The sequence below is a fragment of the Chryseobacterium ginsenosidimutans genome (genome assembly GCF_024807225.1).
GTDB lineage: Bacteria > Bacteroidota > Bacteroidia > Flavobacteriales > Weeksellaceae > Chryseobacterium > Chryseobacterium ginsenosidimutans.
Genome location: NZ_JANUCO010000001.1, coordinates 592,469 through 608,360, shown reverse-complemented (window position 1 = coordinate 608,360; position 15,892 = coordinate 592,469). Strand labels below are relative to the sequence as shown.

Genomic DNA, 15,892 nt, shown 5'->3' with positions numbered 1-15,892 from the left:
TTTAACCTATTTATAAAAACAAAATTACAAAATGGCAGAAAATGAAAACCCTGCAACGCCGATTGCAGAAAACACACCAACACAAACGTTATTTAGATTCGTAAGCTTAAGAAGTCCACAATTATCTGATGAAAAAGATCAGGATAAGAGGTTCGTTCTTATGCCTGAAGATGTAAAAACTGATGGACATTTTTATGGTCCGGTTACTTCGGGAACAAGTTCAAAAAAGGAACTTCTTCTTGCACAAGCATCGAGCTATGCTACATCATCAGATTGCATCTCTAAAGAAAGTCTGACGCATAACACCTTAGAGAATTTTAAAAGATCTTATAAAGCTATTTATGATTTCTCAGTATGGGTAGCCAGAAATAAAAGTACTTGTACTTATTCAGAATTTAACGCCCAAACAGCCGCTCTGCTCCTTCAATATTATCCAGTTCCGGAAATGACTACATTATGGGATAATTTCATTTATCAGGTTGTAACCCAAAAGGATTTTTACATCAAAGAGGTTATGATGCAGATGATATTAGCCTTGCATACTCTTCAACTTATAAACAATGAAGAAGAAACAAAGGTTTTACTAGCTGCAAGGGTTGTTCTTCCAAAAGAAATGATGGTAGATGATACTTCAAACATTATTAATACTTCTAGAATTGCAGGTAGTGAAGTTAAAGAAACCTTCCCTTCTGAGGAAATGAAACAGCAACAGCAGGTTTCTTCTGCAAAAACCAAGCTTAGAAGAATTGAAAGCTTAAAAAAGAATCTAACTTCTACAGAAAAACAATACAACAAAGAATATCAGGCTGAATATAAAGTTCAAGAAGTAGCACATCAGGATAGAATCGCTCCAACTATTGCAGCATACAACGAGGCAGTTGTTGCAGCAAAAGAAGAATATTGCGGAATGAGACCTCCCGGAACAGAATATAATCCGGAAGATCCTTGTCAACATCCAAAAGAAGTACCATATCCAAAATTGCCGCCTTTTGAGTTCAATTTCAGAGATCAAGTAACCGCAGAATCTTTTACAGAATCATTACAAGAAGAAAGTCTTGAAACATTATTTGATGTTTTAGGGTATAAATTTGAGCCTCAGCAAACAAATGATTCCCGTTCAGCTGAAGATAATATCAATGATTTAGAATTATTGTTGGACGGTAGAGATACTTTTACAGAAATCACATCTGTAATCAATGAAACTGTAGAAAGGCTTAATAATATAATTCTTGAAAATACCCAAAGTAATGAAGAGGTTTACACAAGTATTGGAGGGGTAATTGTACCTACAGCAAGAACCATTTCCGTTCCTTTTACTTATCAGGTTTGTCCAAAGTTTCTTTACAAAGAATATGTGAACGATTTGGCACTAACAGTTCCAGATGCATCATGGGACGTAAGCTATATTTCTTATAATCTAACTCCTAATGGCTCAACAACAAGTATTGATGGCGATTATTATGTAAAATCAAGAACAGGAAATACAATCTTCCTGAATGACATGCATAGTCCGGGAGTAGATTTTTATAGTATTCAGGATGCTGCTTTAAGAGTTAAAATTATTTTTTCTAACGGAAAAGCTACCGAGATTTTCATGCCTAAAATTCAGGCAAGAGCGTGTAGCTCGGGAAATTTCTTTCTAGAAGTTGAAGAAGGAGAACCACCTGTAATTATTGAAGACGAAGATAATTTCATTCCTTCGGGATTTGGCTTCAAAAATATTGGTGTTGCCGATTATTTAAAAGTAGAACAAAGTACTCATGCTTATGTTGAAGGAGAAGTAGCCAATATCGAAAATGTGATGGCAAGAGAGTATCGTGAAAAATCTACAAGAAGACTTAGAAGAAGCGAAAATACAACAACATCATCTACTGATACAGAAAAAGAGCAGCTTACCGATACTACAACAGCCAATCGTTTTGAAATGCAGAATGAAATTTCAAAAATAATGCAGGAAGCTTCTGATAATAGTACACAATTTGGAGTAAGTGCCGGATACAGTGGAGGCGGTTTTAATATTAATACAAACTTAGGACTAAGCAATGCTCATCATAATTCTAAAGAAGAAAGCACTAGACAAGCAATGACTCAAGCTCAAGATGTTACTTCAAGAGCAATGGACAGAATTGTGACAAAAGTACATGAAGAAAGAATTGAAAAAATTATAGATGAATTTGAAGAAAATAATTCTCACGGATTAGATAACAGAAAAGGAGATAAACATGTTGTAGGAGTTTACAGATGGGTAGATAAGCTGATGAAAAACCAAATCTATAACTATGGTAAACGTATGATGTTTGAATTCATAATTCCTGAACCTGCCAAACTTCATTTATTAGGAATGGCTTTAAATAAAAATGCCTCAGAATTAATAAAACCTGAAGATCCAAGAAAATCAACATCAATGCAAATGCAGGATTTCACGGCTCTTAATGACGAGAATGTTTTAAAATACTGGATTAGTAAATATAATGTTGAGATAGCTACTCCATTAAATAAAATTGTTTTGAGTAAATCTTTTTCGGAAGCAAATATTGGTGCTAATGAGGTATTTAGTAAAAATGAAGCTATAGAAATCCCCGAAGGATATATTGCGACAGATGCCTATGTAAATGGTTATACTAAATATGATTCTGATAGCAGTCAATATCATTCTTTTGCTGTAACAGTTGGCAAAAAGATTATATCCATATCTGAAAGAAGACAAGATTGCTATATTAATGACAATTGGATTCCATTGAGTAATATTACAAAATCAATAAGTGTGAGTTATCATTCAACCAATTATCATGCTTTGAGTGTTGGAGTGGATGTACATTGTTTTATGTCAGATGAATATAAGAAACAATTTCAACAAAAGACTTTCAAAGCCATTATTGATGCCTATGAAGAAGCTGTAGTAGATTATAATAATAAACTTGCAGAAGAGCAAAGCAAAGCGGTTGAGATCAAAGATTCAAATCCTAATTTTTACAGACAGATAGAAAATACTGTGTTACGTAAAAACTGTATTTCATACATGGCAGACAGAGCTGTTGGTTCTACTCATGGATATGGACTATCAGGATTAATACAAGGAAGTACATTTACAGATTATGAAACTACTCTTTCCTCTAAATTAGATAAATACACTGCCTTTGTAAAATTCATGGAGCAAGCCTTTGAGTGGGAAAATCTTTCTTATTACCTGTATCCTTATTACTGGGGAAATAAACAAAACTGGGTAGAATTATATCAGTCTGAAAACACAGATCCTTTATTCAGAGCTTTCTTACAAAGTGGTATGGCTAGAGTCGTTGCAACAGTTCGTCCAGGCTTTGAAGATGTGGTACAATTTTACTTATCAACGGGTAAAATCTGGAATGGTGGTGAAGTTCCTGTAATTGGAGATGAACTTTATTTATCTATTGTGGATGAAATGAAAGAACCGAAAGGTGAAAAACAAGGAAAAGCATGGTTAACAAGACTGCCAACAACCTTAAACATTCTTCAGGCAGAAAGCATCGGATTAAAAGTAGCTCACGCATTACCATTTACCACAGAAAATCCTGATGATTTTGAAGTTCCTTCTGAAGTAATTACTGAAGAGAAGTTCAATTTTGAAACTAATGAAAACCTTCTTGGCATCCAACCGGGTGATGAAGAAAAAATTATTACCGGAGACTGGCTTTAATCAAACTACTAATTAAAAAAAACAATAATATGTCCAATATAGGAAAAATTATAAGAGTAAATGCATTGCCACCAGTTGGAGAACGAGAAATCAATGTCATTTACCAAGTAGCTGCACCAGGTGCAGCTACTTATACAGACTATGCCATTGATGCTAATGGAGATCTGAAAACCCATGCCATCACAAATCAAGAAAATATAGCTACAATAGATATTCCAGCATCAGGCTTAACAGGAAATGTCGATACTAAGCTACAAGTAAATGAAAAAATTTCACAAGCTCAATTAACCGCATTAAAAGGAGAAGCCACTCCATCTAGCTTTCCTACTCCTTATAATCCATCTGACCATGCTAATGGCTTATATGAGAAATGGGATGTCATCACTGAGGGTGTTTATACAAATTTTAAAGACTCCAATAATAATTCTATCTTAATTTCTTCAGACGATATTAAATATAATTTTATTCAGATTTGGGTAAAAAATGGAGTTAGTCAGAAAGTGTCATATGAAAAAGTAGGAGGAAATGCGAAGCAAGTATTCAATCCTAATGATAATACTAATTCATCTACGATGAAAGCTACAGCAACAAGATATGATCCCTCTCTAACTGTACTCCAAAGTTTTCTAAGTGATAGTATTAAAATGGATATTTCTTCAAGTTTTATCAACGGATATCTAAGAAGAGATAACTCTACACTTTCAAATACCGAAAATAAGATACAACAAAATATTGATGTTAAAGAATATAATAAACTACAATATAAATGTTATCCTGCCGTAATCACAGAGAGTTTAGCAAATGAATATTGTTCAATATTAGGAATAAAAACCGATGGGACTAAGATTGTAATTAGAGAGTCCGCATTAGTCCCAAACACTCCTCCATATTCTCAAACATCTGTAGATGAAATTTTTGACATTTCCGAATATGATTCTTTATCTATTTCTATTGGAAACCTAACAACAAGTTTAAACCAAACTCCTATAATTCAATTAATTAAAGACAATCATTCTATGTATCAGCCAGATGCTGTTATAAAATATATCAACACAGAAGTCGCAGAAGTTATTCAATTAATTGATAAACCCAAAGGTCCAATCATTTTAAATCAAATTACTAATTTTTCTTCAAATAATATTTCAGTCAGCAACGCTTCTATAGGATCAGGAATTTTAATGCTTTCAGGAGCTAATTCTTATGGTATAGTGAAAGAAAGCACATTGAACGAAGACTCTGAAATTACAGTGATTTATAAAGAAAATCTTGCCAGCAATATTATATTTGGATTTAATTCCACAAACTCTTTTAGTAACTTGGTCAATTACAAACATCATGTTTTTTTGAGATATAATACAACTGGAGTAAATAAAGGAAAACTAGAAATTATTGCAAAGTATAACCTTTCATACTCTCAACTTTCAACAGATATCAATACAAATTATTCTATTGGTGATTATTTAAAACTAGGAATTAGAAGAAAAGGATTGAAATATATATTTTTTGTACAAAATCTAACTAAGGGATGGACACTAAAAACGGAGCAATTTACCACGCCCACAAGTATCCCTTTTACTGCACACAACACAGCCTCACCTGCAATTACTTCTTATTCGGGTAATGTAAGTATTTTTGAATACAAACACGTTTGTTTTGCAAAAGATATTGAAATAGCTGTTGAAGGAGATAGTCTTACTTTCGGTCAGGCAGCATCAACTGAAGCCCAAAGATGGGCAACCATGCTTAATGGTAATAACTTAGTAATGGGAGGAGGAGCTGATACATCCGGAGATATCTTATTAAGATTACCCGAAATATTAAAAATTAATCCTAGATATGTTTTACTAGATATTGGGGGTAATGATCTTCTTTCAGGAATTTCCTTAAATATTTTGAAACAAAATTTAAAAACAATACGAAATACCTTAGTTAGTGAAGATATTGAGGTTATACATTGTTTTCCTACACCTAGAACTGGAGCCACTCAAATTATTGACTTTCTAAAAACAGAACCTCAGTTTTCAAGAGACTTAAAAATTGATGTTAATACTCCACTTATGGATGGAAACCCGAATATTTTGGCTTTGATTTATGATTCTGGAGATCAGTTACATCTTAATAATGCAGGACATTTAAAAAAAGCTGAGATAATTAATGCCGTTATATAAAGTTTACAAAACATTGATTTCAGTGAACTCATTAATTCTAAACTGATATTCATCTCTAAGTTCAGTTTTATAGAAAATCCTTTCCGGTTTTTCATTAGTAATTAAGATCTTCTCTCGGAGATTATCCATTTTATCATCCGAAATTAGATCAAGGTTCTCGAATTCTGTTTTAAACTTTAATAATTTTTTATCTAGTCTATTTTCATTAATATATAGTGAAAATAAAAATGCACGAAAATTCATATTAATCTTTTAAACAAAATTAGTAAACTAATTCACAAAATTTTATAGCGCTAGATAAATAATTAAAATTATTTATAAAATTTATTAAGGGAAAGCCTAAAAAACTCTGCCTTTTTTAACCTTAAAAATCACAAAATGAGTTTAGAAATAAATAACAAGCCTTCCTTTAAAGAATATTCAAAAAATAATTGGGAAGCATTCGGTGTAGAAAAATCAAATAAGGAAGAAAAACTTACGACACAGCAAATGGCTGATCAATTTTTTGGAGGAAAGCCATTAATCAAATCTGAAAATTATGAGGTTTATACCGATAAAACAGATCCCATTAAAGAGCAGCAAATTGAAGAAGTATTGGTTTATAAATATTATAAAGGAATTTTCGGAGATATTACTGTAAAACTTTTTGCAAGCAAAGATGGTATTTTTCTTTTAGAAAGATACAGGCAACTTCAGGATCCTACAGATAATACAATTGTTTTGTTTATGGAAATTGATGATAAATATAATCTGCATACGGTAATGAGGATGAAAGTTTCAAAAGATTTAACAGACACTCAAAAAGTCCCATTTGCAAAAATTCTAGATTTCGTTAGAGAACATAGTATCACAATTTCGCCTAAAGAAATGAGAAATCTTATCGAGAAAAAAGTTTTAGCAAATAAAAAAAGCTTTTTAAACTGGCTGATGAAAATTATAAAATCTCCTGTTTCAGAAATATTTGATTTTTTTGAAGATAAAGCTTTTGATGCTGCAGCAAAGTATTTTGATGACATTGCAACAGGAATAGAAAGTCTAAAAATAGATGAAACAGGTTGGAACCCAAAAACAGAAAAAGGAGAATATAATCCTGTCTTAATTCCTGAAAGCGTTTGGCAGACAATGAAACCATTTTACGAGCATAAAACGAATGATGATACTAATAAGAATGTCCAAAATTATAAAAAAGTAATATTAGATATTTTTGACAATCTTTTTGGTTTAGTAGAAAATACTAAAAAAAATTTCACATCAATAATCGCAGGAATGGAATCTTATTTGCCAAAATCCATTTACAGCATGCTGAGTCTGGAAATAAATAAGTTTTTTAATAAAGTAGTTAATATTAAAAATTCTTTGAGAAAAAAACTACCTTCCTTAGAAGCAATCATTTATAGAGATTTCACTTCTGCAAATGCGTTAGTATGTGGCATATATAATAGTTTAATAGATGTAATCGCTGGTGTTTTTTCCCTTATCGGGTTCTTTTTCAAAGCTAAAGTAGAATGGGACAAAGTGACTAAAGAATTATCTAAAGATCCTTACATTTACGTAGAATATTTTCTTGAAATCGTAGAAGGCATAATTGAAAGTTTACGAACTTTTGATATTATTGATTTTTTTGTAGATAGTATCGTTTTCCAAGCACAAGCAGCACAAAAACTTTATCAATGGTTGACAAAAAGTGCAGTAGGAGTCACCTTAGAACAGGTTTTTTATTATTTAGGATATATTATCGGAATGATTATAGACATTGTTCTGGAAACATTACTTACAGGTGGTGTTGCAGATGTTGTGAAACTTTTTGAAGGCGTTGCTTCTTTCATGAAAAACCCTTTGCAAAATCTTAGTAAATCTATAGCAAGTATTTTAAAAACTGCCGGAGACGCATTTGCAATGGGCATCGAATTTATCCGATATATTATTAAAAAACTAAAAGAAGGTAGTAAAGCCTTATTCGAGCAATTATCCAAATGGATTGATGATATTTTTAGCCTTGGTGGAAAAGTGAAAAACTTTGTGAAAGACATTTACGATGATTTCTTTAGTCCGAAAGTACGTGAATACTTAGAGAAAATAGGACTTCGCCCTACCAAGTATGAAAACGGTGTATTTAATATGTGTCCAATAAAATAAATGAAACTATGGGAAATTTATGGAATTGTATTATATTAGACACCAAAGTAAAAGATGGTAAGAAGGTCTGTGCTATTAAAAATAAAGAAGGAAATATTACTTATTTTGATGATATACTAGAAGAAAGTTTAGATGATTTTGTTAAAGATATTGAGGCAAAAGCCAAAAAAGAAGGCAAAACAGCGAATGAGTATTTGGATGAATTAGCAGAATTAAGGAATAGGACAAAACCAAGTAAATCAAAAAATCCGTTTGCAAAACCTAGTGGTAGAGTAACAAAAATTTCACCTAATTTAGAAGAGTATAATAAAATTTCCTTAGAATTAGAAAATGAAGCAGCTGAAATTTTAGCGAAAGAAGGCTATGATATAGAGCAAAATCCTGTAGTAAGAGAAACACTAAAAAATCCCGATTACAAAATTGAAGGAAACATTTTTGATTGTTACTCTCCTAGTGAAGACAAAGCTGTTCGTGGAGTCTGGACAGAAATCGCTAAAAAAGTTGAAAAGGGTCAGACAAAAAAAATTGTTTTACAATTAAAAATTTGGAAAGGAGATTTAACAAAACTACAGCAACAATTTTCAGACTGGCCTATTGAAGGATTGGAAGAGGTTATCTACATAACAAAAAACAATAAAATTGATCATTTAAAACTAACAAAATAAATTATGGCACTTACATATTATTTAAAATTTAAACGAAAAGTTGAAAAGAAAAAGGAAATATCTGACTTGATAAAAAAAAATAAAAGCAATTTTTTTTTAATTTCTGATTTATACAATACTAAATATGGCTTTATAAATGGAAATTTTGATGGAACTATTATTAATATTGATCTTGGAGAGATTTCAGAAATATCACTTGACATTATAGATAAAGAAGCAGAAACCAATTCTATTAAGAAATTCTATTTTAGATATAGTATATACAATAGTTAATGAAATTTATCCTGATGAGGATTATTATTTTGATCTTAATGGAGATTATATATTTGAAAAAAGAGAAAATGGAGTTGTTAAACGAAATAACAATACAAATTTTTATAATGGTCTAGATTAAATTTAAGAATCATTCTATAACGGCAATCATAAATTGCCGTTTTTTTATGCTCTATTAAAAAAGGAAATATTACTTATTTTGATGATATACCAGAAGAAAAATTTGATGATCTTTTAGATGATATTGAGAAGAAAGCGAAAAAGGAAGGGAAAACGGCAAATGAGTATTTAGAAAATACTTATAGAAACAATTCTCTAAAAGAATTTATCAAAGAATTCGGGGCAGAATTTATGGCGAAACTGAAAAAACATCGAAATGGTGAAGTGAAGGTTACTAAAAAACTTGATGAATTTGGAAAGGAAAGAATAAGAAAAACCGGAATAGGAGGACATAGCTACCAAGCGGTAACAGATGGTTTATTGCAAATAAAGGGAAATACCATACCTCTTAATCCTAAAGATGACGAACCATTTATAGCACTACTAAAAATGTATGATAAAGATAATCCAACTCCAGAAGGTTTTATTAATAAAAATAATTCAACAATTAGAATTGATGGTAAACAGCAAAGAGGAGCTGCGACAATGTTTCCGAAAAAATTGGGATGATTTACGTATTGATGGGGAGGTTGCAGTTGCTTATAAAAATAAAATTAAAACAGCATCTAAGCTTCAAGATATTGTTTTAGTTGAAAACTATATAGGAAAAACAACTACTGGCATGGAGATAGAATTTATTTATAATGATGGAAAATTAATAACTACTCCTCCTAAAGTTAGCCATCCAAGAATTAATTAAAAATATAATTTGATAAAATTAAAATTCGAGTATGATCAAAAGTCTGATTGGCTTCTTATTAAACCAATTGAAAATAAGTATAGTTCAATTGAGTTAATAGGAAATAAGCATTGGCGATCAGATCGTGTAAAAGAAGATATTGAGTGGGCTAAACAATGTAAAGAGGGCACATTCAATGATGAAAATGGAAATGATGGGTTCGACATTGGATTTGAAGGCTCGCCAGGACTTATAACCGTTTTCAATGATCTTGGAGGTTTTGTAACGGGGCAATATGATGATAAAGAATACCTTAGATTGACCTTTGATGAAGTGTTAGATATTCTTCAGCAAATGTATGATTTTCTAAAAAGTATAGGTAAATAAAAATAGAATTTGATAGCTTGGGTAATATTACTAATGCTTCACCTATTATATAATTACATAAAAATAAAAAAATGAAGTACAAATTTAAAAAAATAGACTTCAGTTACGGAACTATGCCAAAAGATAAAATAACATACGATTTTGGTGTTGACTACGAGTCTTTGGATGAAATGCATAAGGTGTTATTTGAAATAGCTTGGCACGGTTGGACGAGTAATGAAGTTCAGCTAATAATTAATAACTCGAGTGCTTTAACAGGAGATGCAAAATATAGATATCAAGTGGAAGGAAGCGATTTGATGATTTATATTCACAAAGATAGGGTATACTTTTTTGATAAGACAAATGATGGAGAAGAAGCAGATCTTATTTGGACATTTGATGAGTTTATAGGGTTTATGAAAAGTTTTAAAAAATTTCTTGCCGACATTGGAAGATAATCCTAACAGCAACCACAAGTTGCCGTACTTTTTTATTCATAATTTAACTGTAAAGAAAGATCTTTCTTAAAAGTAATAAAGGAACAAAATTACCTATTTTGAATATAAATCAGAAAAAATGTTAGAAATAACATCAAATGGTTACAACAATATCATTTAGATTTTATCACGGGTACTGATTATAGCTGGGTAACAAAATTTTTACAAAAAGAATTAAAACAATAGTTATGAAACATATTAAAAACAATGAATTCTTATTTACTGATGAAGATGGGCAAAAAAGAATTTTTCTACGCGAAAAATATTTTGATTTTGTTTGTCAGCTGATTACAGATTTTTTTGAAAAAAAAATTATTCAAAATGAATTTTATGATTACTTTGTAAATCTTTTAAATGATTTAGAAGATTATGAAGGTGTGGATTTCATAAATCATCAAATTCCTCTACATTGGGCATTATGCATTATTCAAAATAAACATACTATAGATTCTTTTACAGCAGAAGAGTATGAACGTTTTAAAATATTTTCGCTAAAATTTAAAAAACAAAACAATATTACTTCCATTATTTTAGATTATAATATATCAACCTGAATGTAAAGAAAATCTAAAATCCTAAACAAAAAAATAAAACACGACACCTTTTGTCGCATTAACCCCATATATTTGTCTTATAAAATTCATTCATGAAAAAAGATTTTTACCTGACAAGATATGCCTTAATTATAAAAAGATTAGAAAGTTCTCCGGCTACCTATTCGCAGCTGGAGGACTATCTACTCAACTCTTTCGAATTTCAGGATGCAGATATCAAGAGCTATTCCATCCGTACTTTGCAGAGGGATATTCGTGAGATTTCAGGTCTTTTTAGTCTTTCCATTCATAATAAAAAAAAGGGTGACAACCGGTATTATATTGAGAGCCGTCCGAACATGGAGGTGGATGAATACAACCAAAAATTACTGGAATCTTTTCAGGTGAGCAATGCTCTGAATCTTCATCCCGATTTCTCAGATTTTATCTTTTTTGAAAGCAGAAAACCAACGGGAGTTGAAAATTTTTACGATCTGTTTTTCGCCATTCGAAACAAAAGAATCGTTTCTTTCGAGCATTACAATTACAAAAACAAGATCATGACTTCCCGAAAAGTTCATCCTTTAGCTTTGAAGGAATCAAAAGACAGATGGTACCTTATTGCGATTGACACAAAAGATAAAGCCTTAAAATCATTCGGTTTAGACAGGATCAATTATCTTGATGTGAGCGACAAACAGTTTAGGGAAAAATATAAATACAATTTCCGCGAACATTTTAAAAATGCTTTCGGAGTGATGAATCTTACGGAACAGAATCCTCAAAAAATCGTCTTGAAATGCAGCCGACATCAGGGAGAATATATCAAAAGCTTTCCGCTTCATCAGTCTCAGAAAGAAACCAAAGAAACGCCTGAAAAGATCTTTTTTGAGTTTTTTCTACACCCGACTTACGACTTTATGCAGGAAATTCTTTCTTATGGAAAAGAAGTTCAGGTTTTAGAACCTAAAGGCTTAGTTGAAGACATCCGTAATCACTTGCAGGAATCCCTGAACAGCTATTTGGAAAGTTAAGCACGTCAAAGTATTTCATATTTTTTGATTACATTTACATAAATATATCAAAAGTGAAATCTCTTTTCCTTTATCTTTTCTGCCTTATTTCTTCTCTCTGTTTCTCGCAGCAGACCGAAGAATTCAAGCTTATTAAAAACTATTACAATCAGCATCGATCCATGCTTGGTAAAGAGTTTAAGAAAAAGTTTGATGCCGAAACTGATAATTACCATAAGGCTTCCATCAAGCTTGATTATGTTCTGTTCATGCAAAAAATGGACAGTATCGAAAATATTGCGCTGACCGGAGCTTTATTGAAAACAAAAAACCTCGAAGACCTCAACAAATTACAGTTAATAAAAAAGAATTCACCTGCAGAAGCTCTTGTTTTGGCTTCTCCGGTTATTGATAAAGTTGCCGATTATCCCGGCGGAATCAACGAACTTCGAAAAGAAGTTGCCGATATTTTCTATCTTGGAGGGGTCTATTCCGACATTAAAACTGTAAAAGCCAATGTTGCCTTCATTGTAGAAAAAGACGGAAGTATTACCAATGTGGAAGCACAGGGAGATAATTTCACCTTCAACAGACAGGCGGAAATTGCACTCTACTCTCTTCAGCAAAAATTTTCTCCGGCAATCAACAACGGAGATCCGGTAAGATACCGATTCCGACTTCCTTTAACTATGAATCTTGAAGACTAAATGTTTACCGACGAATATTTCATGAAAATGGCTCTTAATGAAGCCGAAATGGCTTTGGAAAAAGATGAGGTTCCGATTGGCTGTGTCGTGGTTTCCAACAATCGTGTAATCGCAAGAGCCCATAATCTTACGGAGACATTGAACGATGTTACCGCTCATGCAGAAATGCAGGCGATAACTTCTGCTGCCAATTTTTTGGGTGGAAAATATCTAAAAGACTGCACTCTTTATGTAACGCTCGAACCTTGCGTTATGTGTTCTGGGGCGCTTTCCTGGGCGCAAATTACAAAGGTGGTGATTGGCGCGCGAGACGAACAGAGAGGTTTTATCAATAAAAATCTTTCCCTTCATCCTAAAACGGAAATCGTAACCGGAATTATGGAAAACGAATGCTCTTCGATTGTGAGAGAATTCTTTAAATCAAAAAGATAACATCAGTTTTTACAGGTAATATTAAAAATGCTTTTGTCGGATTTTTTGTAAGACTTTTCATTAGGTTTCAGTTCGATTTTATGATATTGATACAAAATATTCAGATCATGAAACTCATCTCCTTTTGCGGCTTTATATTTATTTTTTGCGGTATAAATTTCAGTGGAAGGATCATAATTATAATTGAATTTTAAAAACGACTCTTCATCAAATTTTTCCTGCGATTCTCCTATTCCGTAAGAAATAACATTGTACACTTTATTGGCGACAATCGTCTCTTTTGAAACTTCAGAAGCTCCCTGCGAAACATACATTCCTATTTCCGTCAATTCATCCGATTTCAGATCTTTACGCTCTGAAGAAGCTTTTTGAGCATTATTAAAATACAACCTTCCATCCTTAAACTCTGCCTTAAACGGAGGAACTCTCCTGCTCGAAGAATAATAAGTGATGATAAAATCATTATATTTCTGGAAATCTGCCTTACAAGAACTCTCTTTTTCCTCATGATACAGAGGTGTTGAAAGGATAATGTCTTTAAATTTATCCTTAAATTCATTCACCAACGGATAAGGAAGACAATTGGCATCTTGACTCAAAACAGGCTGAATTCCGGCTTCAGAATTTCCGATAAAAGCATCTTCATTACTATCAAAATTACTGAACATCACCTTTGTTCCTTTCACTTTCGGGTCGTATCTTCCGTAAACATCAAAAGGATATTTCGGGATATTGGGTGAAAAAGTAATGACATTCTGTTGATTGATTTCCCATTTTCCGGCAATAATCTGCCCGAAAGTGAACATCGCAAACTCATGATTTTCCATTAAAACCCAATTGTAGCCGCCATCATCAGGATTTCCCGAACTTACGTGATAACTTCCCGCAATTTTGGTCTGCGCATTAACAGATGACAGGAGAAGTAAAAAGAAACAAATAATTGTATTTTTCATGATCGGGTTATTGTTTTTTTAAATGAAAATTTATTGACAATGATAAATTTACGAATTCTGAGCATGAACTCCTCTAAAAACAAAAAACAGCCTTTTTCAAGGCTGCTATTTTATTTATCTTTTCCTAAAAAGTATAATCCTTTTAAGGTGTGAAGCCTGTCCATCACATGAATTTTCTCTGTGAGCGGTTTATAAACATGAGAAACTCCGCCTGTTGCCACGACAAAACAATCATCATTTACCTCATCATTAATTCTATCGATGAAACCTTCCACCATTCCCAAAAACCCATAAACCATCCCGCTTTGCATACAACTCACCGTGTCTAATCCCAATACTTTTTTTGGTTTTACCAATTCTATTCCCGGAAGTTGGGCAGTTTGGGCAATGAGAGAGTTTAAGGCGGTTATAATTCCCGGCGCGATAATTACTCCCAACGTTTCACCGTCTTCTGCAACACAGCTCGCCGTAAGTGCTGTACCGAAATCGAGAACGATTTTCTTTCTTCCGGGATACAAATTATGAGCCGCCACAAGATTGGCATAAATATCCGTTCCCATCTGTTTAGATTTTGCAACTACTGCCGATGGCGTGTTTCGGTCTACAATAACAGGATCCAGATCGTGAATCTTTTTAATTGCCGCGTTCATCACTTTGGTAAGCTGAGGTACAACGGAACCGATAATCACTTTACTGATTTCTTTGGGCTCGATTTTATACGTCTGATACAGCATCGACATCTGAACATACAATTCATCCGGCGTTCTGTACGGTTTTGTATTGATTACCCACGAAATATCACAATTGTCATCATCAAAAAGACCAAATCTGATATTGCTGTTTCCTATATTTATTACGATTGAATTCATTTATTTAATTTTCAAAAGGATGAAAACCTTATATTAATTTTAAGGGTTTAAATTTAACAATTTAAATAAAACCTACCTCTCAATCTTCCATAAAATACTTTGTTCTTTCTAAAACAATTAATTATATTTAAAATCTAAAATCACCTCACCTCCACTTTCATGAAAAAACTGGTCTTACTATTCTTATTTTTCTTGGGTATTCATGCTTTTTCGCAAACCGCAGCTGCAGCAAAAGAAGTATTCGAGAAAATAAAAAAGGAATCACAAATCGACGGAAACGACAAAACAATTTATAATCTTCTCGACGAATTTTATGACAAAAATCTACAGGCAGAAAACGATGAAATGACGCCTGAAACTATAGAAAGAATTCAAAAACTGGCTTCAGATTCTACTACAAAAAATATTCATATTCTGATTCTTTTTCTCATGTATCAGCAACACATCAGCCAGACTGCAGCGGTCGGGAAAAAGCCTAATCCTGATTTTCAGATCGCAACGATGAAATTACTGGAAGATGAAACAAAAAGTGTTTACGGGAAAATTCCTGCCATTGTTTACATTTATAAATATGAAGCATTAGACAGCGGCGAAAAGAAAGATGAAGCAAAAGCCGTCGCAATTCAAGGGTTGAAAGAATATCCGGATTCTGTTCCGTTAAAAGTTTACAGCTATATGACGACGAAAGATGAATCCATCAAAAACGATTTAATTAAAAATCATCCGAATCACTGGATGGTAAAACAATTTGAGATTAAATAAAATA

General features: G+C 32.3%; 16 protein-coding genes. 14 read left to right on the top strand and 2 right to left on the bottom strand.

Going from position 1 to position 15,892, the window contains the following annotated elements; all coding sequences use genetic code 11:
• Positions 1–31: 31 nt before the first annotated feature.
• The 13 genes from J3D55_RS03000 (at position 32) to J3D55_RS02940 (ending at position 13,304) form a co-directional block, all read left to right on the top strand.
• Complete coding sequence (locus tag J3D55_RS03000; RefSeq protein ID WP_259127862.1) at positions 32–3,673, top strand: hypothetical protein; 3,642 nt, start codon at positions 32–34, stop codon at positions 3,671–3,673.
• Positions 3,674–3,702: 29 nt separating this feature from the next.
• Positions 3,703–5,841, top strand: a complete 2,139-nt coding sequence (locus tag J3D55_RS02995) for an SGNH/GDSL hydrolase family protein (RefSeq protein ID WP_259127861.1) — start codon at positions 3,703–3,705, stop codon at positions 5,839–5,841.
• A 378-nt stretch (positions 5,842–6,219) separates the two neighbouring features.
• Entirely contained in the window at positions 6,220–7,977 is a 1,758-nt protein-coding gene (locus tag J3D55_RS02990; protein ID WP_259127859.1) for a phage tail family protein, read from the top strand.
• Positions 7,978–7,985: 8 nt separating this feature from the next.
• A complete protein-coding gene (locus tag J3D55_RS02985; protein ID WP_259127858.1) occupies positions 7,986–8,642 on the top strand; it encodes a CdiA C-terminal domain-containing protein in 657 nt (218 codons plus the stop codon).
• Between the two features lie 3 nt (positions 8,643–8,645).
• Positions 8,646–8,915 carry a hypothetical protein gene (locus J3D55_RS02980; RefSeq protein ID WP_259127856.1) on the top strand — a complete coding sequence of 90 codons (270 nt, stop codon included), beginning with the start codon at positions 8,646–8,648 and terminating at the stop codon, positions 8,913–8,915.
• A gap of 351 nt (positions 8,916–9,266) precedes the next feature.
• Positions 9,267–9,584, top strand: coding sequence for a hypothetical protein (locus J3D55_RS02975; protein ID WP_259127854.1), 318 nt, complete (start codon positions 9,267–9,269; stop codon positions 9,582–9,584).
• The gene (locus J3D55_RS02970; protein WP_259127853.1) at positions 9,532–9,774 is read left to right on the top strand and encodes an EndoU domain-containing protein; all 243 of its coding nucleotides are present in this window, start codon (positions 9,532–9,534) and stop codon (positions 9,772–9,774) included. The genes J3D55_RS02975 and J3D55_RS02970 overlap by 53 nt, the downstream gene beginning before the upstream one ends.
• A gap of 9 nt (positions 9,775–9,783) precedes the next feature.
• Positions 9,784–10,140, top strand: coding sequence for a hypothetical protein (locus J3D55_RS02965; protein WP_259127851.1), 357 nt, complete (start codon positions 9,784–9,786; stop codon positions 10,138–10,140).
• Positions 10,141–10,211: 71 nt separating this feature from the next.
• On the top strand, positions 10,212–10,580 hold the full coding sequence (locus tag J3D55_RS02960; protein WP_259127850.1) for a hypothetical protein: 369 nt from the start codon (positions 10,212–10,214) through the stop codon (positions 10,578–10,580).
• Between the two features lie 227 nt (positions 10,581–10,807).
• On the top strand, positions 10,808–11,173 hold the full coding sequence (locus J3D55_RS02955; RefSeq protein WP_259127847.1) for a hypothetical protein: 366 nt from the start codon (positions 10,808–10,810) through the stop codon (positions 11,171–11,173).
• A 92-nt stretch (positions 11,174–11,265) separates the two neighbouring features.
• Positions 11,266–12,186: a helix-turn-helix transcriptional regulator gene (locus J3D55_RS02950; RefSeq protein WP_259127844.1), complete on the top strand. Its 921-nt coding sequence runs from the start codon at positions 11,266–11,268 to the stop codon at positions 12,184–12,186.
• A gap of 53 nt (positions 12,187–12,239) precedes the next feature.
• Entirely contained in the window at positions 12,240–12,872 is a 633-nt protein-coding gene (locus tag J3D55_RS02945; RefSeq protein WP_259127843.1) for an energy transducer TonB, read from the top strand.
• Positions 12,873–13,304, top strand: coding sequence for a nucleoside deaminase (locus J3D55_RS02940; protein ID WP_259127841.1), 432 nt, complete (start codon positions 12,873–12,875; stop codon positions 13,302–13,304).
• A gap of 2 nt (positions 13,305–13,306) precedes the next feature.
• Here J3D55_RS02940 and J3D55_RS02935 read toward each other — a convergent pair whose 3' ends face one another.
• Both J3D55_RS02935 and J3D55_RS02930 read right to left on the bottom strand, forming a co-directional pair.
• Complete coding sequence (locus J3D55_RS02935; RefSeq protein WP_259127839.1) at positions 13,307–14,257, bottom strand: hypothetical protein; 951 nt, start codon at positions 14,255–14,257, stop codon at positions 13,307–13,309.
• Positions 14,258–14,367: 110 nt separating this feature from the next.
• A complete protein-coding gene (locus J3D55_RS02930) occupies positions 14,368–15,126 on the bottom strand; it encodes a type III pantothenate kinase (protein ID WP_259127837.1) in 759 nt (252 codons plus the stop codon).
• Positions 15,127–15,285: 159 nt separating this feature from the next.
• On the opposite strand from J3D55_RS02930, the gene J3D55_RS02925 reads away from it, so the two are divergent.
• Entirely contained in the window at positions 15,286–15,888 is a 603-nt protein-coding gene (locus J3D55_RS02925) for a hypothetical protein (RefSeq protein WP_259127836.1), read from the top strand.
• The last annotated feature ends 4 nt before the right edge of the window (positions 15,889–15,892 follow it).